An 18,989-nucleotide genomic window follows, 5' to 3' on the forward strand; every position below is an offset into this window, starting at 1 on the left:
CCTTACGCGACGACTTCGAGGCCCATGGCTCGCGCGGAGCCACGGATCATCGCGACCGCCGCATCGACGGAGTCGCAGTTCAGGTCGGGCATCTTCTTCTCGGCGATCTCGCGAAGCTGGGCTTCGGTGATCTTGCCGACGGTCGGGCCCTTGCCCGGGGTCTTGGAGCCGGAGGCCGGCTTCTTGCCGATCTTCAGGCCAACTGCCTTCTTCAGGAAGAAGGTGACCGGGGGCTGCTTCATCTCGAAGGTGAAGGAGCGGTCCTGATACGCGGTGATGATCACCGGGATCGGGGTGCCCTTCTCCATCTGCGCGGTCTTCGCGTTGAAGGCCTTGCAGAATTCCATGATGTTGAGGCCGCGCTGACCGAGCGCGGGACCGATCGGCGGCGACGGGTTGGCGGCGCCGGCCGGGACTTGAAGCTTCACGTAGCCCGTGATCTTCTTCGCCATGGGACTGCTCCCAAGAATTGCGCGTCGCCGGGCTGCCGAGGCACGGACGGACGGGCGGTTGCAGGTCGCGGTGCGATCCTTGGATCCCGGAGGCGAAGCCGGGCGGATCTCCCCGCGGGGTTGTGGCGGTGCTCTCATGAAAGCATCGCCGTTTCCGGGCCGCGGCAGAGCCGCCGGCCGGGAAAATCGAAGATCAGTCAGTGCCGACTGATCGCGAATTGCGAAGGAATCAGACCTTCTCGACCTGACCGTATTCCAGCTCGACCGGGGTGGCGCGGCCGAAGATCGACACCGCCACCTTGAGGCGCGAGCGGGCGTCGTCGATTTCCTCGACGGTGCCGTTGAAGGAGGCGAAGGGACCGTCGGAGACGCGCACGGTCTCGCCGATCTCGAAGGAGACGGTGTGCTTCGGGCGATCCACGCCCTCCTGCACCTGCCCCTTGATGCGCTCGGCCTCGGCGTCCGGGATCGGCACGGGCTTGGCCTTGTCGGCGCCCAGGAAGCCGGTCACCTTCGGGGTATTCTTGATGAGGTGGTAGACCTCGTCGGTCAGGTCGCACTTCACGAGCACGTAGCCCGGGAAGAACTTGCGCTCGGCATCGACCTTGCGGCCGCGGCGCACCTCGGTGACCTTCTCGGTCGGCACCATGACCTCGTCGAACAGTTCGGTCAGCCCACGCTGGGCCGCCTGATCCTTGATGGACTGGGCGACCTTATTCTCGAAGTTCGAGTAGGCGTGGACGATGTACCAGCGCTTCGACACGGGTCTCTCAACTCCTCGGCGTCCGTAAGACGCCTGCGATGACTCAGGCGCCGATCCCGAGGACCAGGCTGACGGCGAAGCGCATCACCTGATCGACGGCGACGAAGAACAGGCTCGCGACCACGACCATGATGAACACCATGATGGTGGTCACGGTGGTTTCCTTGCGGGTCGGCCACGTGACCTTACGGCCCTCGTCGCGCACCTCGCCCAGGAACTCCACCGGGCCCACCCGCTTCGGCGCGGGGCGCGCGGGCGGGGTCGGGCGCTGGGGCGCGACGGGGGCCGTGCCGCGTTTGGGTCCGCGGGCCGCGTCGGCTTTCTTGGTCGCTTCGTTCGATGCCATGGCGCAACTGAAACCGGACAGGGCTCCGGGAACCACCGATCGCGGTGCGGGGACAATCGCGTCCCACACCGACAGCATCTGAGGATCTCGGAATGCGCCCGCTCTAGCGCAAGTGATCCGGCTTGTCGATGGGTTCGGGACGGGGTGCCGCGGGTCGGATGCCAAGTCGGTCTCGGCGTCGGGCTCGGTGGGCGCCGTGGCAGGAGTGGAGGGACTCGAACCCCCAACCCCCGGTTTTGGAGACCGGTGCTCTGACCAGTTGAGCTACACTCCTACGGCGCGCGCGGCGCGGCTCGCGTCATGCCGCAACCTGCGGCCCAAAGCAAGGGCAGGACGTCAGCAAGCAGAGTCATCGCCCGAAGGGTGATCTGCCGCCTTGCGGGCGCGAAGAGCGCCCCGCGGAGCGAGTTCGAGGACCGGAACGGTCGCTCGAACACAAAAGCGGAGCGAAAGCCTGAGGCCGCGGAGGCGGCCGCCGGCACTTGAGGCCCAGCGAAAAACAGAGTCATCGCTATTCATCGTCCAGCTCGAAATCCGCTTCCGCGAAGGGATAGGCCGCCTCGACGAGGTAGGGCCCGCCGCCGCGCGAGGTGCGGGCGGAGAACAGGGCGGCGCGGCGCGCCGTAAAGGTCAGGCGGGGAAACACCCCCGCCTCCGTCAGCCTTCGCGCCACGGCCTCCGGGGAGGCCTCGCGGTTGAGGCGGGCCAGCGTCACATGCGGCGTGAACTTGCGCCGCTCAGGTGCGGCCCCGGCCCGGCGGGCGATGCGCTCGTGCTCTTCCTGCAGGTCGACGAGTTCCGGCGTGGGGACGACCGAGGCGTAGAGCGCCCGCGGCCGGTCTCCGCCGAAGCTCGCGAGCCCGTCCAGCGTCACGGTGAGCGGCGCGCGCACCCGCGCCTCCCGTAGGCCGGCATCGACATCCGCGGCGATCATGTCGTCGATCTCGCCGAGGAAGCGCAGGGTGACGTGGTAGTCGCTCGGCTCGATCCAGCGCGCGCCGGGCAGGCCGCCGCGGAAAAACGACAGCCGCTCGGCGATGTCCGGCGGGATCTCGAGCCCGGTGAACAGGCGCGGCATGGTTCGCTACCCCTTCTTCTCCGGATTCTGGCCCAGGCGGCCCAGGAAGGTCTCGACGCTCGGCAGGATGCCCTCGACGATCCGCTCGACGCCCTTGGCGGTCGGGTGCAGCCCGTCATCCATGGTGTTGGCGCGCTGGCCCGTCACGCCGTCGAGAAAGAACGGGTAGAGCACGAGGCCGTGCGCCTTGGCCAAGTCGGGATAGATCGCGTCGAACCGGGCGCGGTACTCCGTGCCGAGGTTCGGTGCGGCCAGCATGCCGGCGAGCAGCACCGGAATGTTGCGCTCCTTCAGCCGCGCGATGATCGTCTCGAGCGCCTTGCGCGTCACCGCCGGATCGGTGCCGCGCAGCATGTCGTTGGCGCCGAGTTCGAGGATCACCGCTTGCGTGCCGTCCGGCACCGACCAGTCGAGCCGGTCGAGCCCGCCGGTGCTGGTGTCGCCCGACACGCCGGCATTGGCGATCTCGACCCGGTACCCCTTGGCCTTCAACGCCCGCTCCAGCACCGCGGGAAAGGCGGCGTCGGCCGGCAGGCGGTAGCCGGCGGTGAGGCTGTCGCCGAAGGCCACGAGCTTGAGCGGCGCCGGCTCGGCACGGGCCGAGCCGGGCAGCAGGCCCGCGGCGCCGACGAGCGTAGCTGCGGCGAAGAGGAGCATCAGCGCGGCCCTGCGCCGAAGGCGGCGCGGCCCCACATCGGGTGCGGCCGCCTCGCGCCGGGCGCCCAAGCATGACACAAGCCTGCCGGGTCCGGCTTCCGCTTCGTTCGCATGGTGCAAGACCGTATCCTTTCGCTCGGACATGTCCGGGTGGTTGCCAAGCTGCTCGCCAACTTCCCTGCCAAGATTCCCCGCCAAGATCGGTCGGTGCCTGATGTCGAACAAGGCCGTCTCTCTGTCGCAGATCGAGCTGAGCCTCGGCCGCGGCCCCGCGCGCGGGTGCATGTCCTGCGCGGCATCTCGCTCGATGTCGAGCGCGGCGAGGCGGTCGGACTCGTCGGCCCGTCGGGTTCGGGAAAATCGACCCTGCTCACCGTCATGGCCGGGCTGGAGCGGCCCGATACCGGCCAAGTCACCATCGCCGGCACGGATCTCGGCGGGCTCGATGAGGACGGGCTCGCGCGCTTCCGCGGCCGCAACATCGGCATCGTATTCCAGGCCTTCCACCTCGTCCCGACCATGACCGCGCTGGAGAACGTGGCGCTGCCGCTCGAACTCGCCAACGCATCCGATCCGCACGGACGGGCGGCGGCGGAACTGGAGGCGGTGGGGCTCGGCCACCGGCTGCGGCACTACCCGGCGCAGCTCTCCGGCGGCGAACAGCAGCGGGTGGCGATCGCCCGTGCGCTCGCGCCCGATCCGGCGATCCTGGTCGCCGACGAGCCGACGGGAAACCTCGACGAGGCGACGGGACGGCAGATCGTGGAGCTATTGTTCGGGCTCAAGCGCGACCGCGGCGCGACCCTGGTGCTGGTGACGCACGATCCCGGCCTCGCCCGGCTGTGCGACCGTACCGTACGCCTACGCGCCGGCCGGATCGAAGCGCCGGCCGAGGCGCAAGAAGCCTAAGTAAACAGGGCTTGGAAAAACGATGCCTTCCGGTGCCGGTCGGGCGCCGAAAGGCAAGCACGTGTCGGATGTTGAAGCCGTCTGCTCGCGCGTCGCGTCAGGCGGCGCGGCAAACAGAAGGATCAGGCGCTCAGCGGGGCGCCAATCCGGGCGCGGAGCTGAGCCCGCAGGTTCTGGTTGGCCGCGCTGCGGTCGGCGTCGAGGGCCCACATCAGACGCAGGAGCCGGCTGATCGGCAGAGCCCGGTCCTCAATGGCCTCGGCAACCTGCTGCTGGATCGATTTCGAGGTCGCCATGAACGTCTCGGCCGTGGTCTGCATGAGTCGCATCCGGAAACGGGCTCGCCCCCCGCGGGGCGGGCTCTTAAACGGTTCCAAATCGCAAGGCCATAGGTTTGCCGGCTCGCAGTTAGCGGTTCCTTCGAGCGCCCGCGCCGCGCTTCACAGCTTTGTGAAGCCGGCACGTCGTCAGGCGAGCGGCGAGCGCGCGTAGCCGTCGAGCAGATCCTGCGGATCGCGGTAGATCGCGATGCATCCCGCCGCCGACAGCTCGGCCTCCGGGAATCCGCCGCACAGGACGCCGATCGTGGAAAGCCCAGCCCCTGCAGCGGCTTGCGCGTCGTAGGGAGTATCCCCGATCACCATCACCGCGTCTTTGGGGAGGCCGGGAAGCTTCTTCAGCACCGCCTCGAAGATGTCGGGATGCGGCTTGGATCGGTCGGCGTCGTCGGAGGTCGTGACCACGTCGACGAGGTCGGTGATGCCCAGGATTTTCTGGTAGTTTTCCACCTCGTCGGCCTTGCCGGAGGACGCGAGCGCGACGGTCTGGCCTGCATCCCGCACATGGCTGAGCAGGGCCTTCACCGCGGGAAACGGCTTGGCCTGCGCGAGATAAGACCGCTTGAACAGATCGGAGCGGTAGGCCTCGATCGCTTCGCCCTCGCGGGCGAGCCGGTCCGCGTCGACGAAGACGGGCAGGAGCTGGTCGCCGCCCTTCCCGATCTGGCGGCGGACCTCGGCCTCCTTCGTCTCGATCCCGAAATGCGCAAAGGCCTCAACCCAGGCGCGGGCGTGCAGATCGACGCTGTCGAGCAGCGTGCCGTCGATGTCGAAGACGACGGCTTTGATGCGAGCGGACATCGAATCAGACCCTCTCAGCGCGGAAACAGCTGAAGGCCGTCATCGGGGAGGAGATTGCGGGCGGGCCCGCCGGTCTGCTGACCGCGGCCTTGCTGGTAGTAGGGCAGCTCGGGGCGACGGTCGTTACCGCTGCCGGAATCGTATTCCCAGGGCGCGTTCCAGGGCGCCCGGCCGCTCACCGCCGGCACGGCAGGGCCGGTGTAGAACGAGTCGCCTGGCCGCATGGGCCCCGCCGCGGCGGCGCTGGCCGCCAGCATCGTGCCGAGGAAGACGGCAGCAGCACCTCGTCCGATCAACGTGCGCATCGCTTGTCATCCCCCAATCGTGGCCGCGCTCCGCCCGCAGAGCGCGAAGGGAAACGGCCGAGCCTGGTCCGCGTTCCGGGGCCTTGGGCTCGCTCGCCCCGACTTTTGCCCCGACTTTCCCCGAATGGGCCTCAAAAGCGAAGCCCGCCGGCCCCGGAGGGCGGCGGGCTCTCGAACCGCGTCTCGTTCAGTGGCGGCTCAGTGGAGGACGACCGCTTCGGCTCCGGCGCGGCTGGCTGCCGATTTGGCCCTGGGTGCCGCCTTCACCGCCTTGGCGGCGGGCTTCTCAGCGGCCTTCGCGGAGGTCTTGGCAGGCGTCTTAGCAGGCGTCTTGGCCGGTGCCTTGGCCTTGGCAGCCTTGGCGACGCTCGCCAGAGCCTCGGCGGGGGCCTGCACTGCTGCCTTGGCGCGGGCGGCGCGGGGCTTGGCGACCTTGGCCGGCGCAGCGGACGCCTCGGCTTCGATCAGCGCCGCAACCGGGGCCTGACGCAGCTCGGATTCGGCTTGAAGCCAGTGGGCCTCGGCGCGACCGAAAACCCGGCCTTCACCTTCCCAGATGTAGTAGGCGCGCTCGCGCACGCTTTTCTCGCACAGCACCATAACGCTCTCCCGAAATCGTCCGACGTGAGTTCGAACGATGGAAGCGCATGGTTAAGGGGCGGTTAACCGCGTTGCGCAGCGCGGGAAAGACGGCGGTGGTTCGCGCGCACCTTGCGGCGGTAGCCGGCCACGACCGCGCCGTGCGAGGCGCCCGTCGCGAGCTGCATCGCCGCCTCGCTGGCCGCGAGCAGCTTCTCGCTCACCATCCGCTGCGCCTCCACCTGCGCACCGCTGCCCCCGGCCGCGAGTTTGGCCATCCGCAGGGCGATCACCGACTGCGCCTCGAAGGCGAGCAGGGTCGTGTCAAGGCCGAGCTTCCACCACGTCGCATACATCGAACCTGCCCTCTCGTCGTCACACGGCATCGATCTGATAAGGTCACGACGGCCCGCAACGGCGCAGGGCCGGGCTCGGGAACGGCGCAGAGACACAGGTTCGAGCGCCATTCCCGGCCGCCTCCGGGGGTTGGCGGCCGGGAACGGAATTGCGGCTCAATCGAAGCTGCGGCCCTTGGCGGCCGAACCGCCCAGGCTGATCTTGACCTTCTTCGGCGGGGCGGCCTGCCCCCCCTTGCCGCGCCCGGCCGGCACCTCGACCTCCGGCGCCGCCTGAGCGGGCTTCAACCGGGACTGGCCGTAGATCACCGAGCCGATCTCGCCCACCGCCTGGACCAGGTCGTCGCGCTCGCAGGCGCGGGCCACCTTAAGGCCGAGCTGGTGCATGTGGCTCTTGCCGTAGAGATAGGCGGCGAGCTTGGCGCGGGTCAGCGCCGGAATCTCCTCGAGGATGTAGGGCAGATCGTAGTCGTCGGCGCGGTAGACCTCGCCGAGTCGTTCGAGGGAGACCGGGCATTCCGGATCGACGGTCGCGCCGGTGGTCGGATGGGCCTGGGTCATGGATCACCTGCTGTCGGTGCAAAGGGCGATGGAGAGGGTGACGAAAGCGGCGAAGGCATGTCGGCGGTCGCAGCCTCCGCCACGGGGGACGGCCTGACTGCAATCGGGTCGGAACGCGCGGGAAGGCATCCGGTGCAAACCGAAGCGATCGCGATCCGGGCGCGCCGGTCGCTGCGCTCCCAGACGGATTCGCGCGCCGTCGCTGCGGCGGCCGGCCCGGAGGCCGCAGTTCCAGAGGTTGAAGTCCCGGCGAGCCGGGTGTCCGGGTTCGCGCGGATCCGCAGATAGAGCGGCTCCTCCGCCCGGACAGCGGAGATCGGTCCGCACGGGAACCCACACAGGGCCATCCCGTACACGGCCGCGCCGAGGAGCGCGAGCCGGCCCGGACGTGCCGATGCCGTGCGCCGCGCGGCGCCTCGTGCCGTGCAGCCCGATGTCATGCCGGTTGTCATGCGGATGCGCGGGTCTCGCCATGGCGGTTGCGGGCGCCGGTTCCCGCATCGCGGGCTTCCGGGCCGAACAGGATCGGCCGGGATGGTCAACAAGACCTTAACCGCGGCATCCATGCGAGGCGAGCCACCCCACGCGAAAAAGCCCGGCGCGAGGCCGGGCTCTTCTGGGGGAGGTCCGGCGGTCCGGTGAGGGACCGCCGGAGATCCGGGTCCTAGTACGAGCCGAACTTGTAGTTCAGGCCGGCGCGGACGACGGCGAACTCGGTGTCGCGGACCTGCTGGCCACCGCTGACGAGCACGGTGCCCGGGCTGCCGATGGAGACCGTGCGGCCCTGGTTGTCCGTCGCGAAGGCGCCACGGCCACCGGTGCCGCGATCGAGGTTCACGTACAGACCTTCGACCTTCAGCGTCACGGCCGAAGACTTGAAGAAGTTCAGGAACGAGTCGGTCGGGAGAGCGTACTCGATACCACCACCGGCGGCCCAGCCGGTCTGGAAGTCGTTGCTCGACACGCCGGTGCCGAACTCACGACCGCCGCCGGAGCCGTAGGCGAAGCCGCCGGTGCCGTACACGAGGGTGCGGTCGAAGGCGTAGCCGAGGCGACCGCGGACGGTGCCGAAGAAGTCGAGGCCGGACAGACCACCCGGATTGAACACCTGCTGGGCGGCCAGCGGGCTGGTCGAGAGGAAACGGTTCCGGTCACGGCCGAAATCGGCGTACTGGGCGTCGGCCTCGACACCGATCACGACACCGGAGCCCGGGGTGAACTGGTAGTTGTAGCCGATCTGACCGCCGCCGACGAAGCCTTCGTTGGACTCGCGGTTGCTGAAGGCGACCACGGCGGTGGTGCCCGGGGGCACGAGCAGGGAGGCCGGGCCGACGCCGATCACGGTCGGGACGCGGTCGTCCTGGGTGCCGAAGCCGTAACCGGCGTTGAAACCGGCGTAGAAGCCCGTCCAGGTGAACACCGGCACCGGCTGGAACACCGGCGGCGGAGCCGCGCGGCGCGGGAGGTCGGCGGCCGAGGCGGCGACGGTGGCGGCAACGAGCGCGCTCGAAGCAAGAAGCAGGATTTTCATCGTGTCGTGTCCTGATTTGGCGGGAGCCGGTGTTGGTGTGAAGTGGCCCGGGGAGCTCCCCGGTATCCGTCGCCCTCCAGCGATGAAGCGATCAATGCACCTGAATCCGTCAACGAAAGGTGAAGCTTACCCAGCCGTAAGCGCTCGATCAGGCCCGACGTGTCTTTGCGCACATCGTTGCTTCGTCTTGTCGAAAACCGGCAACAGTCAAACCATTCAGCACAGCTTGAAGACAATACGGTTAACGGTCGGTGTCTCCCGCCGCGCAAGGCCGCGTTAACCACGCTCGGGCGATCATTCCCCCGCGCCGGCGCCCGATCCCGGATCCGGCCGGCCCGATGGATTGCGCTGCCCATGTCCTTCGATTCCGGCTCGCCCAGACCGCGCGGCCCCCTCGCATGGTCGATCAAGACCGCGCTGATCGTCGGCCTCGGCGCCACCGCCCTCGCCCACCACATTGCCCAACCGGTCGGCAAGCCGGTTCACCGGGGAGGCGACCCGGAGGTGACGGGCTCGATCGGCGTCAAGGCGCAGTCGCTGCGGCTCGACCCCTGCGCGCTCCGCGGCGCCCTCGGCACGAGCGCGCGCGACTGACCTTCGCGGCGGGACTCGAGACGACCGCCAAGGCGAGGCTGGCAAGGCGAGGCCGGAGACGTCGGCCTTACGCGAGCACGGGTTTGAGACGGTCTCGGGATGCCGTCGACGCAACCGTACCCCGCCCGCGCGGGAGGAGGCTGCGCTGTCTCGGTCGATTGACAAGCAGGCACAGGGGTCTAAGTGTCGCGCGCGTTCGGACGCGTGATGGCGTACCGCGCACGGCTCTCGCGATCCGCCGCCGGCGCGAGCTTTCGAGCCCCTGATCGGCCCACTTCACGCGCACAATGGTTTTCCCTACCCGATGTCTTTCGCCGATCTTGGACTGAGCGACAAGGTACTCCAAGCCGTCACCACGGCCGGCTACACCGAGCCGACGCCGATCCAGGCCCAGGCGATCCCGCATGTGCTCGCCCGGCGCGACGTGCTCGGCATCGCCCAGACCGGCACCGGCAAGACCGCCGCCTTCACCCTGCCGATGCTGACCATGCTGGAGACCGGCCGCGCCCGGGCTCGCATGCCGCGCACGCTCATCCTGGAGCCGACCCGCGAACTCGCGGCGCAGGTCGAGGAAAACTTCGAGCGTTACGGCACCAACCACAAGCTCAACGTGGCGCTCATCATCGGCGGCGTCTCCTTCGCCGACCAGGACGCCAAGCTCACCCGCGGCACCGACGTGCTGATCGCGACGCCGGGGCGCCTGCTCGACCATTTCGAGCGCGGCAAGCTGCTGCTGACCGGCGTCGAGCTTCTCGTCATCGACGAGGCCGACCGGATGCTCGACATGGGGTTCATTCCCGACATCGAGCGCATCGTGAAGATGGTGCCCTTCACGCGCCAGACGCTGTTCTTCTCCGCGACGATGCCGCCGGAGATCGAGCGGCTGGCCGACATGTTCCTGCACAACCCGCAGCGGGTCGAGGTGGCGCGTCCCGCCTCCACCGCCACGACCATCGAGCAGCGCCTCGTGGCGACGGGCGCGGAGGGCCACGAGAAGCGCAAGGTGCTGCGCCACCTCATCCGCTCGGCGAGCGAGTTGCAAAACGGCATCATCTTCTGCAACCGCAAGCGCGACGTCGCCCAGCTTCAGCGCTCGCTGACCAGCCACGGCTTCAACGCGGCAGCACTCCACGGCGACATGGACCAGCGCGCCCGCATGGCCGCCCTCGACGGCTTCCGCAGCGGCGAGGTTCCGCTGCTGGTGGCCTCGGACGTCGCCGCGCGCGGCCTCGATATCCCCGCCGTCAGCCACGTCTTCAACTTCGACGTGCCGCACCACCCGGAGGATTACGTCCACCGGGATCGGACGCACCGGCCGGGCCGGCCGCTCGGGCCAGGCCTTCACCCTCGCGAGCCGAAGCGACGAGCGCTCGCTCTCGGCGATCGAAAGCTTGATCGGTCAGCCGATCGCCTGGCTCGACGGCGATCTTGCCAGCGTCTCCGACGAGGTGGAGGGCGACGAGCCGCGCCGCCGCCGCGGCAGCCGCCGGGCCAAGGAAACCAAGGGGGGCGAGGAAACCAAGAGCGGCGGGCGCAGCATCGAGCGGAGTGCCGCCCCGGCGAGCGAAAGCCCCCGCAGCGAGAACCGCTCCCGCGGAGGTCGCCGTCCGGCCGCCGAGCGCAGCCGCGCCGACGCACCCCGGCGAGACCCGGTGCGTGAGCCGGAAACGGTTGCGGTTGCCCCTCCCGCTCCCCCTGCCCCTCCCCGCGAGTTGGCCCGCGAGCCTGTCCGGAGCGCCCCCGAACGCGCGCGTGGCGAGCGTCGTCCCCCGCGTCGCGACGAGGACGGCGAGACGCCGGTCGGCCTCGGTTCGCACGTCCCGGCCTTCCTGCTGAAGCCGACCGGGTTCGGGAAGAGCAAGTAGCTCCCTGACCCAATCCCGCTGATCCCATCGCGCTAGCGCGATGGGTGCCCTCCTCGAGCGCCGCGCGGATCGGGCGATCCGGTCCCTGCTTCGATCGAAACGCCCGCGCGGCGAAGGGTCGGCGCTCGGGCGCTTTGTGAGACGCTCTTAACGTCCTGGCGAGATTCTGAGACGACACTTCGGCGGAGCGGACGATGTGGGCGGCGTGCCCCGTCCGCAGGAGCCTACGTCACCGGATGAGCCCCGATCCCGATCGTGATCGCAGTTTCGTGCTCGCGCAGCGCAGCTTCGAGCTGATGCGCGACTACTGTGCCTGCGCGACGCCGCGGGCCTACGCCGTGTGGTATCTCTACGTCTCCGGCACGCAGCCGCTGATGAACGATGCGGTCAAACGGCTCACGACGCAGAACGGCACGCTGACCAGCGCCGACATCGAGGGGCTCCACGACACCTACATCGACGGCCGCCGTATGGCCGTGGAGGTGGATCGGATGAATTCGAGCCTCATCGCCGAGGTCGAGGGCATCATGGAAATGATCGAGGTGTCGATCCGCTCCACCGCCCAGTACGGCGAGTCGCTTCAGGCCCTGTCCCACGACATCGCCAACACGGCCACGAGCCGGGCGCGTCTGCGCGAGGTCGTGACGACGATCATCGCCAACACCCGCGACGTGACCGCCAACAACCGCACCCTCGAAGCGCGGATGCGCGAGAGCCGCAGCGAGATCGAGGCCTTGCGCGAGACGCTGGAGGCGGCCCGTCTGGAGAGCCTGACCGACGCCCTGACGGGGCTGGGCAACCGCAAGAGTTTCGAGGAGTCGCTCCGCAAGAGCGTCGATCTGCAGTCTGCCTCGGCGCAGCAGGGCAAGCCGGCGAGCCTGATCGTGATCGACATTGATTCGTTCAAGCGCTTCAACGACCTCTACGGCCACCTGACCGGGGATCAGGTGCTGCGCCTCGTCGCCATCGTGATGCGCGAGCATATCGGTCAGAGAAACGCGACGCTCGCCCGGTTCGGCGGCGAGGAATTCGGCATCGTCCTGCCGGAAACCGACCGGGTCGAGGCGCGCGCCATCGCCGAGCGGGTGCGCATCGGTGTCACCGGCCGCGAACTGGTGAAGCGCTCCACCGGCGAATCGCTCGGCAAGGTCACGGTCTCGCTCGGCGTCGCGACCCAGCGCGAGGACGACAACGCGGTCTCCCTGCTGGAACGAGCCGACGCCTGCCTGTTCGCCGCCAAGCGCGCCGGCCGCAACCGCACCCTCGACGAGACCGAAGTCGAGAACCTGCGCGACGTCGCCTGAGACGGAAGAGAGCCTCGTCCCGAAAGGCGGCCTCCGGGACGAGGCGAGAGCCATGCGCTCAAGCCTCGTCCGGTCTGCGAGACGAGGCAGCGCCGATCAGGCCGTAGCGCCGGCCGTGAGCCGCTCGGGATTGACCGGCGTGATCGCCACGGATTCGCCGCAGCCGCAGGCCGACGTCTGGTTCGGGTTGTTGAACACGAACTGGGACGACAGCTTGGTCGTCTGGAAATCCATCTCGGTGCCGAGCAGGAACAGCACCGCCTTGGGATCGATGAACACGGTTACGCCCCGGTCCTCGATCACATCCTCGCCGGCTTTCCGCTCCTCGGCATATTCCATCGTGTAGGACATGCCGGCGCAGCCGCCGTTCTTCACGCCGACGCGCAAACCGGCGATCGGCGTCTCCGCATCGGCCATGATCGCCTTGAGCCGGTCCGCGGCGCGGTCGGTCAGCGTGATCACCTTGAAACTGGACATTGGGGTCTCTCTCCTGCGGCCGGGTTCAAGGCCCGGGCGGGTGAGGGGTTTTCGTACACCTGCAAAGATAAGCACTCCCCCGGCGCCGGTCCACCAGGAGACCCGGCACACCGGACGATTACAGCCGTGCTATGCTGAATCGGTGGGAGAGCTTCGAGACGCTCGACGCCGTGATCGGCCTTCCCGCCATCGGAGCGCGGCTCGCGCTCGCCGACATCTACGAGGACGTGGCCTTCGAGCCGGGCCGGTCGGTCCGCTGAGGCGCTGCTACCACATGTCCAGCGCGACGCGGGCCTCGTCGGACATCCGGCTCTGGTCCCACGGCGGGTCGAACACCATCGTGACAGAGCAGGACTGGACGCCCTGAACCGCCGAGACCGCGTTCTCAACCCAGCCCGGCATCTCGCCGGCCACCGGGCAGCCGGGGGCGGTCAGCGTCATGTCGATCAGCACGCGCCGGTCGTCCTCGATCTGCACCCGGTAGATCAGGCCGAGCTCGTAGATGTCGGCGGGGATCTCCGGATCGTAGACGCTCTTGAGCGCCACGACGATGTCGTCGGTCAGGCGATCGATTTCCTCGGCCGGGATCGCGGAGGCGGCCGCGAGGGCGGGGGTGTTGGTGCCGCCGGTGATGGTGGCGTCGGTGCTCATCGAGTCTCTCCCTCGGCCGCCGCGGGCGACGGCCGAAATTCCCAAAAGTATCAGGCGAACAGCATCTCGGCCTTGGCCAGAGCCGCGGCCAGGACATCGATTTCCTGCGTCGTATTATACAGACCGAACGAGGCGCGACAGGTGGAGGTGACACCGAAGCGCGTCAGCAGCGGCATCGCGCAGTGGGTGCCGGCCCGCACCGCGACGCCCTGGTGGTCGATCACGGTGGCGATGTCGTGGGCGTGCGCGCCCTTCACCTCGAAGGCGATGACGCCGCCCTTGTCGCGGGAATTGCCGATCTGGCGGATCGAATTCATCGCGCCGAGCCGCTCCTGGGCGTAGGCGGTCAGCATCGCCTCATGCGCGGCGATCTTGTCGCGGCCGAGCTTCATCATGAATTCCAGCGCCGCGCCGAGGCCGACCGCCTCGATGATCGCCGGCGTGCCCGCCTCGAAGCGGTGGGGCGGATCGTTGTAGGTGATCGCGTCCTGGCTCACCGTGCGGATCATCTCGCCGCCGCCCTGGTAGGGCGGCAGACGGTCGAGCCACTCCTTCTTGCCGTAGAGCACGCCGATGCCGGTCGGCCCGTAGACCTTGTGGCCGGTGAAGACGAAGAAGTCGCAATCGAGCGCGCGCACATCGACCGGGCGGTGCACCGCGCTCTGCGCTCCGTCGAGCAGCACCGGCACGCCGTGGGCGTGGGCGATGCGCACGATCTCCTCGGCCGGCGTCACCGTGCCGAGCACGTTCGACATGTGGGTGATCGCCACCATCTTGGTGCGCGGCGTGAAGAGCTTCTCGTATTCCTCGACCAGGAAGTTGCCGTCGTCATCGACCGGCGCCCACTTGATGACGGCGCCGCGCCGCTCGCGCAGGAAATGCCAGGGCACGATGTTGGAGTGGTGCTCCATGATCGAGAGGATGATCTCGTCCCCCTCCCCGATCAGCCCGGCCCAGCCCATGGAGGAGGCCACGAGGTTGTAGGCCTCGGTCGCGTTGCGGGTGAAGATGATCTCGTCGGTCGAGGTCGCGTTGAGGAACTGGCGCGTGGTCTCGCGCGCGCCCTCGAACCCCTCGGTCGCGGCATTGGCCATGTAGTGCAGGCCACGGTGCACGTTGGCGTAGCCGGTCTCCATGCAGGAGACCATCGCGTCGATCACGGCCCGCGGCTTCTGCGTCGAGGCGGCGTTGTCGAGATAGACCAGCGGTTTGCCGTAGACCTTTTCCGACAGGATCGGGAATTCCTTCCGGATCGCTTCGACGTCGTAGGACGAGTCCTGGGCAGTGGTACGGACGGGTGCGTTCATCGTCTCGACCTCGAAGCGGCGCGGCCCGTCATAGAGCCGTCTTTCCCTTCACTCCCCTCATCCTGAGGTGCTGGAGCGAAGCGGAGGCCTCGAAGGAGACCTCCCAATTTCGTCGGTATCCCCTGAGCCGTCCTTTCGAGGCCCGCTGACGCGGCCCCCTCGGGATGAGGCTCAGGGTGGGGGTGCCCGACCTGGGCAGGGACCTGCGGATCCCCGGCAGGCCGGCGATCCGCGGGTCGGGTTGTGGGCGGCGCCCTACCCTCTCGACGCCAGCCACGCCTCGATCCCGCCGATCAGCACCGCGCGGGCGCCCTCATGCGTGACCGTCTCCACCGCCTCGCCGACGAAGGCCTGGACCAGCAGGCTCTCGGCGGTGGCGCGCGGCAGGCCGCGGGCCATGAGGTAGAACAGCAGATCCTCGTCCGGCGCGCCGCAGGTGGCGCCATGGCCGCAAGCGACGTCGTCGGCGAAGATTTCCAGCTCCGGCTTGTTCATCATCTGACCGTCGTCGGTCAGGAGCAGGCAGTCGGACTTCATCTTGCCGTCGGTCTGCTGCGCGACCTGGCGGACGATGATCTTGCCCTGGAACACGCCGGTGGAATCGCCGTCGATCACCGTCTTGAACATCTCGCGGCCGACGCCGCCCGTCGCCGCGTGGTCGGCGAGCAGGGTCGAGTCCGCGAGCTGGCCGTGGCCGAGCAGCGTCGCGCCGTTGACCACGGCGTTGGCGTCCTCGCCCGCGACGTGCAGGTAGATCTGGTGACGCGAGAGCTTGGCGCCGGTGACGAGGTTGACGGTCTCGAGCTGCGCCCGCGCGTCGAGGCGCACCGAGAGCGTCGAGAGGGCGACGGCCGCGTCCCCTTCCCGGTTGAGCCGGGTGTGGCGGAAGGCGGCCTCGGCGCCGATATGCACGTCGAGCGCGTCGTTGGGCTGGTAGGTCAGCCCGGCCGGCCCCTCGTGACTCTCCAGCAGGAAGAACTCCGCCTCGGCGCCGACATCGACCAGAACGCGGGTCGCGGTCGAGAAGGCGGCCTCACCCGTGCCGACGAAGCGCAGGTGGATCGGCGTCGCCGGCTTGGCGCCGGGGGCGACCGAGATCAGCGCGCCGTCCGCCAGGAAGGCGGTGTTGAGCTGGTAGATCGGGTTCTCGCGCACCTGCTCGACGGGGGCGAGGAGCTTCAGGCGGGCGTCGCCCTTGCCCATCGCCTCGTTGAGCGGCGTGACCGTCACGCCCTCGGGCACCCGGTCGAGATCCGACAGGGACGCGACGAGATGGCCGTTGACGAAGGTGAGGCGGACGGCCTCGACCGCGTTGAAGCCCGTGGTCCCGGCGACGGCGGCCCGGGCCGCGTCCTCGCTCGGCGCCTCGGCGGGCGGGGCGGCCTCGGTGATGGCGGCGCGCAGGTCGGTATACTTGAACGCCTCGACCCGGCGGCTCGGCAGGCCGGTCGCCTCGAAGAAGCGGAACGCCTCCTCGCGGCTGATCGCCTGCTCGCTGGCGAAGCCTTTGCGCGCGGACTCGAACAGCTTGGAGAGGCCGGCCTCGGCGGGGGAGCGGAGATTGGTGACGTCGGCCATCACGCAGCCTCGCTCGTGCGGTACTCGGCGTAGCCGGAGGCCTCGAGTTCCAGCGCCAGCTCCTTGCCGCCGGTCTTCACGATCTGGCCCTTCGACATGACGTGCACGGTGTCGGGCACGATGTGGTTCAGGAGCCGCTGGTAGTGGGTGATGACGAGGAACGAGCGACCCTGCGCGCGCAGCGCGTTCACGCCCTCGGACACGATGCGCAGCGCGTCGATGTCGAGGCCGGAATCGGTCTCGTCGAGCACGCAGAACTTCGGCTGCAGCAGCGCCATCTGGAGGATCTCCATGCGCTTCTTCTCGCCGCCGGAGAAGCCGACGTTGAGGGCGCGCTTGAGCATCTCCTTGTTAATCTCGAGCTTGTCCGCGGCCGCGTTCACCGCGCGGATGAAGTCGGGGGTCGAGAGCTCGGCCTCGCCGCGGGCCTTGCGCTGCGCGTTGAGGCAGGCCTTGAGGAAGGTCATCGTCCCCACGCCCGGGATCTCCAGCGGGTACTGGAAGGCGAGGAAGATGCCGGCGGCGGCGCGCTCGTCGGCCGCCATCTCCAGCACGTTCTGCCCGTCGAGCAGGATCTCGCCGTCGAGGACCTCGTAGTCCTCCTTGCCGGCGATGACGTAGGAGAGCGTCGACTTGCCCGACCCGTTCGGGCCCATGATCGCGGCGACCTCGCCGTCGTTCACGGTCAGGTTCAGGCCGTTGAGGATGCGGTTGTCCTCGATCTGCACGACGAGGTTTTTGATCTCAAGCATCGTTCGATAGTCCTAATTCAATTCCGATGACCTTCCCTCCCCCTCGGCGGGGGAGGGTGGCCCTCGCGTCGGCGAGGGTCGGGAGACGGGAGCGCCGGTTCCGGAGAGGTCGCTTCCGGGCGCCCCATCCGGCCGCGTCGCGCGGCCCCTCTCCCGCCTGCTTGGCAGGCACCCTCCCCCGCTTCTCAAGTCCGGCTTGCCCGACTTGGGCATTCAGGAATGCGGATATCGGGCAAACCCGATATCCGTGGGGGAGGGACATTCGTTCTGTCCGTGTCGAAGCGCGTCAGCCCACCGAGCCTTCGAGGCTGATCGAGATCAGCTTCTGGGCCTCCACCGCGAACTCCATCGGCAGCTGCTGAAGCACGTCGCGGACGAAGCCGTTGACGATGAGCGCGGTCGCCTCCTCCTCGGAGAGGCCGCGCTGCAGGCAGTAGAACTTCTGGTCCTCGGAGATCTTCGAGGTGGTGGCCTCGTGCTCGAAGACGGCCGACGCGTTCTTCGACTCGATGTAGGGCACGGTGTGCGCCCCGCACTGGTCGCCGATCAGCAAGCTGTCGCAGTTGGTGAAGTTGCGCGCGCCCTTGGCCTTCTTGTGGGCCGAGACGAGCCCCCGGTAGGTGTTCTGCGAACGGCCCGCCGAAATGCCCTTCGAGATGATCCGGCTGGTCGTATTCTTGCCGAGATGGATCATCTTGGTGCCGGAATCGACCTGCTGCATGCCGTTCGACACCGCGATCGAGTAGAACTCGCCACGGGAATCGTCACCGCGCAGGATGCAGGACGGATACTTCCAGGTGATCGCCGAGCCGGTCTCGACCTGCGTCCACGAGATCTTCGAGCGGGCGCCGCGGCAATCGCCGCGCTTGGTCACGAAGTTGTAGATGCCGCCCTTGCCCTCGTTGTCGCCGGGGTACCAGTTCTGGACGGTCGAGTACTTGATCTCGGCATCCTCCAGGGCGACCAACTCGACCACCGCGGCGTGGAGCTGGTTGTCGTCGCGCTTCGGGGCGGTGCAGCCCTCCAGATACGAGACGTAGGAGCCCTTGTCGGCGATGATGAGCGTGCGCTCGAACTGGCCGGTGTCGCGCTCGTTGATGCGGAAATAGGTCGACAGCTCCATCGGGCAGCGCACGCCCGGCGGGATGTAGACGAACGAGCCGTCGGAGAAGACGGCCGAGTTCAGCGTGGCGAAGAAGTTGTCGGTCACCGGCACGACCGAGCCGAGGTACTTCTTCACGAGGTCCGGGTACTCGCGGATGGCCTCGGAGATCGGCATGAAGATCACGCCGGCCTTCTCGAGCTCCTTCCGGAAGGTGGTCGCCACCGAGACCGAGTCGAACACCGCATCGACCGCGACGCGGCGCTCGGGCGCGATGCCTTCCAGCACCTCGACCTCACGCAGCGGGATACCGAGCTTCTCGTAGGTCTTCAGGATCTCGGGATCGATCTCGTCGAGCGATTCCGGGCCCTTACGCTTCGGCGCGGCGTAGTAGTAGATGTTGTTGTAATCGACCCGGTCGTACTCGACCCGGGCCCATTCCGGCTCCTTCATCGTGAGCCAGCGCTTATAAGCGTCGAGGCGCCATTCGAGCATCCATTCCGGCTCGTTCTTCTTGGCCGAGATGAAGCGAACGACGTCCTCGGAGAGGCCCTTTTCGGACTTCTCCATCTCGATCACGGTCTCGAAACCGTACTTGTACTGGTCGAGGTCGATCGAGCGGACCCGATCAATGGTCTCCTGCACTGCAGGCATTCAGCGTCTCCTACCGACTCCGGCGTCAA

General features: G+C 68.4%; 21 protein-coding genes, 1 tRNA gene and 2 pseudogenes. 5 read left to right on the top strand and 19 right to left on the bottom strand.

Annotated features, from left to right (window positions below; translation table 11 throughout):
- Positions 1-2: 2 nt before the first annotated feature.
- From rplK to M2437_RS12835, 6 genes are all read right to left on the bottom strand, one after another.
- Positions 3-452, bottom strand: a complete 450-nt coding sequence (gene rplK, locus M2437_RS12810; protein ID WP_003597508.1) for a 50S ribosomal protein L11 — start codon at positions 450-452, stop codon at positions 3-5.
- Positions 453-681: 229 nt separating this feature from the next.
- Positions 682-1,215: a transcription termination/antitermination protein NusG gene (nusG, locus tag M2437_RS12815; RefSeq protein ID WP_003597503.1), complete on the bottom strand. Its 534-nt coding sequence runs from the start codon at positions 1,213-1,215 to the stop codon at positions 682-684.
- Positions 1,216-1,258: 43 nt separating this feature from the next.
- Positions 1,259-1,561 carry a preprotein translocase subunit SecE gene (secE, locus tag M2437_RS12820; protein WP_015824155.1) on the bottom strand — a complete coding sequence of 101 codons (303 nt, stop codon included), beginning with the start codon at positions 1,559-1,561 and terminating at the stop codon, positions 1,259-1,261.
- A gap of 197 nt (positions 1,562-1,758) precedes the next feature.
- Positions 1,759-1,835: transfer RNA gene (locus tag M2437_RS12825), tRNA-Trp, on the bottom strand.
- A gap of 237 nt (positions 1,836-2,072) precedes the next feature.
- The gene (gene thpR / locus M2437_RS12830) at positions 2,073-2,639 is read right to left on the bottom strand and encodes an RNA 2',3'-cyclic phosphodiesterase (protein WP_253387624.1); all 567 of its coding nucleotides are present in this window, start codon (positions 2,637-2,639) and stop codon (positions 2,073-2,075) included.
- Between the two features lie 6 nt (positions 2,640-2,645).
- The gene (locus M2437_RS12835; protein WP_012255158.1) at positions 2,646-3,296 is read right to left on the bottom strand and encodes an arylesterase; all 651 of its coding nucleotides are present in this window, start codon (positions 3,294-3,296) and stop codon (positions 2,646-2,648) included.
- 214 nt (positions 3,297-3,510) lie between these two features.
- Between M2437_RS12835 and M2437_RS12840 the strand changes: the two are divergent.
- Positions 3,511-4,205, top strand: a pseudogene (locus M2437_RS12840) (ABC transporter ATP-binding protein).
- Between the two features lie 122 nt (positions 4,206-4,327).
- Here M2437_RS12840 and M2437_RS12845 read toward each other — a convergent pair.
- The 7 genes from M2437_RS12845 to M2437_RS12875 form a co-directional block, all read right to left on the bottom strand.
- Positions 4,328-4,525, bottom strand: a complete 198-nt coding sequence (locus M2437_RS12845; protein ID WP_003605893.1) for a hypothetical protein — start codon at positions 4,523-4,525, stop codon at positions 4,328-4,330.
- 147 nt (positions 4,526-4,672) lie between these two features.
- The gene (locus M2437_RS12850; protein ID WP_182568937.1) at positions 4,673-5,344 is read right to left on the bottom strand and encodes an HAD family hydrolase; all 672 of its coding nucleotides are present in this window, start codon (positions 5,342-5,344) and stop codon (positions 4,673-4,675) included.
- A 14-nt stretch (positions 5,345-5,358) separates the two neighbouring features.
- Positions 5,359-5,649 carry a hypothetical protein gene (locus M2437_RS12855; protein ID WP_182568939.1) on the bottom strand — a complete coding sequence of 97 codons (291 nt, stop codon included), beginning with the start codon at positions 5,647-5,649 and terminating at the stop codon, positions 5,359-5,361.
- A 198-nt stretch (positions 5,650-5,847) separates the two neighbouring features.
- Complete coding sequence (locus M2437_RS12860) at positions 5,848-6,249, bottom strand: DUF2934 domain-containing protein (protein WP_253387626.1); 402 nt, start codon at positions 6,247-6,249, stop codon at positions 5,848-5,850.
- Between the two features lie 62 nt (positions 6,250-6,311).
- Positions 6,312-6,584 carry a hypothetical protein gene (locus M2437_RS12865; protein ID WP_253387627.1) on the bottom strand — a complete coding sequence of 91 codons (273 nt, stop codon included), beginning with the start codon at positions 6,582-6,584 and terminating at the stop codon, positions 6,312-6,314.
- Between the two features lie 156 nt (positions 6,585-6,740).
- Complete coding sequence (locus tag M2437_RS12870) at positions 6,741-7,145, bottom strand: hypothetical protein (protein ID WP_003605903.1); 405 nt, start codon at positions 7,143-7,145, stop codon at positions 6,741-6,743.
- Between the two features lie 664 nt (positions 7,146-7,809).
- On the bottom strand, positions 7,810-8,676 hold the full coding sequence (locus M2437_RS12875) for an outer membrane protein (RefSeq protein WP_003606597.1): 867 nt from the start codon (positions 8,674-8,676) through the stop codon (positions 7,810-7,812).
- Positions 8,677-9,030: 354 nt separating this feature from the next.
- On the opposite strand from M2437_RS12875, the gene M2437_RS12880 reads away from it, so the two are divergent.
- The 3 genes and pseudogenes from M2437_RS12880 (at position 9,031) to M2437_RS12890 (ending at position 12,439) form a co-directional block, all read left to right on the top strand.
- Positions 9,031-9,270 carry a hypothetical protein gene (locus tag M2437_RS12880; RefSeq protein WP_012255151.1) on the top strand — a complete coding sequence of 80 codons (240 nt, stop codon included), beginning with the start codon at positions 9,031-9,033 and terminating at the stop codon, positions 9,268-9,270.
- 304 nt (positions 9,271-9,574) lie between these two features.
- Positions 9,575-11,135 (top strand): annotated as a pseudogene (locus M2437_RS12885) (DEAD/DEAH box helicase).
- Positions 11,136-11,329: 194 nt separating this feature from the next.
- On the top strand, positions 11,330-12,439 hold the full coding sequence (locus tag M2437_RS12890) for a GGDEF domain-containing protein (RefSeq protein WP_373691124.1): 1,110 nt from the start codon (positions 11,330-11,332) through the stop codon (positions 12,437-12,439).
- Positions 12,440-12,535: 96 nt separating this feature from the next.
- On the opposite strand, the gene M2437_RS12895 is transcribed toward M2437_RS12890, so the two are convergent.
- Complete coding sequence (locus tag M2437_RS12895; RefSeq protein ID WP_004446373.1) at positions 12,536-12,916, bottom strand: HesB/IscA family protein; 381 nt, start codon at positions 12,914-12,916, stop codon at positions 12,536-12,538.
- A gap of 131 nt (positions 12,917-13,047) precedes the next feature.
- On the opposite strand from M2437_RS12895, the gene M2437_RS12900 reads away from it, so the two are divergent.
- Positions 13,048-13,176: a hypothetical protein gene (locus M2437_RS12900; RefSeq protein ID WP_268176063.1), complete on the top strand. Its 129-nt coding sequence runs from the start codon at positions 13,048-13,050 to the stop codon at positions 13,174-13,176.
- Between the two features lie 7 nt (positions 13,177-13,183).
- On the opposite strand, the gene M2437_RS12905 is transcribed toward M2437_RS12900, so the two are convergent.
- The 5 genes from M2437_RS12905 to sufB all read right to left on the bottom strand — a co-directional run bounded on the left by M2437_RS12905 (position 13,184) and on the right by sufB (position 18,960).
- Positions 13,184-13,567, bottom strand: a complete 384-nt coding sequence (locus M2437_RS12905; protein WP_004446369.1) for an SUF system Fe-S cluster assembly protein — start codon at positions 13,565-13,567, stop codon at positions 13,184-13,186.
- A 50-nt stretch (positions 13,568-13,617) separates the two neighbouring features.
- A complete protein-coding gene (locus M2437_RS12910; RefSeq protein ID WP_253387630.1) occupies positions 13,618-14,874 on the bottom strand; it encodes a cysteine desulfurase in 1,257 nt (418 codons plus the stop codon).
- Between the two features lie 255 nt (positions 14,875-15,129).
- The gene (locus M2437_RS12915; RefSeq protein WP_056153196.1) at positions 15,130-16,452 is read right to left on the bottom strand and encodes a SufB/SufD family protein; all 1,323 of its coding nucleotides are present in this window, start codon (positions 16,450-16,452) and stop codon (positions 15,130-15,132) included.
- On the bottom strand, positions 16,452-17,204 hold the full coding sequence (gene sufC / locus M2437_RS12920; protein WP_004446364.1) for a Fe-S cluster assembly ATPase SufC: 753 nt from the start codon (positions 17,202-17,204) through the stop codon (positions 16,452-16,454). Before sufC ends, M2437_RS12915 begins: the two co-directional genes overlap by 1 nt.
- A 286-nt stretch (positions 17,205-17,490) precedes the next feature.
- On the bottom strand, positions 17,491-18,960 hold the full coding sequence (gene sufB / locus M2437_RS12925; protein WP_012255147.1) for a Fe-S cluster assembly protein SufB: 1,470 nt from the start codon (positions 18,958-18,960) through the stop codon (positions 17,491-17,493).
- Positions 18,961-18,989 lie beyond the last annotated feature (29 nt).

Origin of the sequence: Methylorubrum pseudosasae, from assembly GCF_029504475.1 — a bacterium.
In the GTDB taxonomy this organism is placed as follows: Bacteria; Pseudomonadota; Alphaproteobacteria; order Rhizobiales; family Beijerinckiaceae; genus Methylobacterium; species Methylobacterium extorquens.

What these genes read in the sequence shown, in the direction of transcription:
- sufB (WP_012255147.1), bottom strand. Translation starts at nt 18,960, where the DNA reads ATGCCTGCAGTGCAGGAGACCATTGATCGGGTCCGCTCGATCGACCTC.
- M2437_RS12870 (WP_003605903.1), bottom strand. Translation starts at nt 7,145, where the DNA reads ATGACCCAGGCCCATCCGACCACCGGCGCGACCGTCGATCCGGAATGC.
- M2437_RS12865 (WP_253387627.1), bottom strand. Translation starts at nt 6,584, where the DNA reads ATGTATGCGACGTGGTGGAAGCTCGGCCTTGACACGACCCTGCTCGCC.
- M2437_RS12880 (WP_012255151.1), top strand. Translation starts at nt 9,031, where the DNA reads ATGTCCTTCGATTCCGGCTCGCCCAGACCGCGCGGCCCCCTCGCATGG.
- M2437_RS12895 (WP_004446373.1), bottom strand. Translation starts at nt 12,916, where the DNA reads ATGTCCAGTTTCAAGGTGATCACGCTGACCGACCGCGCCGCGGACCGG.
- M2437_RS12860 (WP_253387626.1), bottom strand. Translation starts at nt 6,249, where the DNA reads ATGGTGCTGTGCGAGAAAAGCGTGCGCGAGCGCGCCTACTACATCTGG.
- M2437_RS12875 (WP_003606597.1), bottom strand. Translation starts at nt 8,676, where the DNA reads ATGAAAATCCTGCTTCTTGCTTCGAGCGCGCTCGTTGCCGCCACCGTC.
- M2437_RS12850 (WP_182568937.1), bottom strand. Translation starts at nt 5,344, where the DNA reads ATGTCCGCTCGCATCAAAGCCGTCGTCTTCGACATCGACGGCACGCTG.
- thpR (WP_253387624.1), bottom strand. Translation starts at nt 2,639, where the DNA reads ATGCCGCGCCTGTTCACCGGGCTCGAGATCCCGCCGGACATCGCCGAG.
- M2437_RS12845 (WP_003605893.1), bottom strand. Translation starts at nt 4,525, where the DNA reads ATGCAGACCACGGCCGAGACGTTCATGGCGACCTCGAAATCGATCCAG.
- M2437_RS12915 (WP_056153196.1), bottom strand. Translation starts at nt 16,452, where the DNA reads ATGGCCGACGTCACCAATCTCCGCTCCCCCGCCGAGGCCGGCCTCTCC.
- M2437_RS12835 (WP_012255158.1), bottom strand. Translation starts at nt 3,296, where the DNA reads ATGCTCCTCTTCGCCGCAGCTACGCTCGTCGGCGCCGCGGGCCTGCTG.
- secE (WP_015824155.1), bottom strand. Translation starts at nt 1,561, where the DNA reads ATGGCATCGAACGAAGCGACCAAGAAAGCCGACGCGGCCCGCGGACCC.
- M2437_RS12890 (WP_373691124.1), top strand. Translation starts at nt 11,330, where the DNA reads ATGTGGGCGGCGTGCCCCGTCCGCAGGAGCCTACGTCACCGGATGAGC.
- M2437_RS12905 (WP_004446369.1), bottom strand. Translation starts at nt 13,567, where the DNA reads ATGAGCACCGACGCCACCATCACCGGCGGCACCAACACCCCCGCCCTC.
- M2437_RS12910 (WP_253387630.1), bottom strand. Translation starts at nt 14,874, where the DNA reads ATGAACGCACCCGTCCGTACCACTGCCCAGGACTCGTCCTACGACGTC.
- sufC (WP_004446364.1), bottom strand. Translation starts at nt 17,204, where the DNA reads ATGCTTGAGATCAAAAACCTCGTCGTGCAGATCGAGGACAACCGCATC.
- M2437_RS12855 (WP_182568939.1), bottom strand. Translation starts at nt 5,649, where the DNA reads ATGCGCACGTTGATCGGACGAGGTGCTGCTGCCGTCTTCCTCGGCACG.
- M2437_RS12900 (WP_268176063.1), top strand. Translation starts at nt 13,048, where the DNA reads ATGCTGAATCGGTGGGAGAGCTTCGAGACGCTCGACGCCGTGATCGGC.
- rplK (WP_003597508.1), bottom strand. Translation starts at nt 452, where the DNA reads ATGGCGAAGAAGATCACGGGCTACGTGAAGCTTCAAGTCCCGGCCGGC.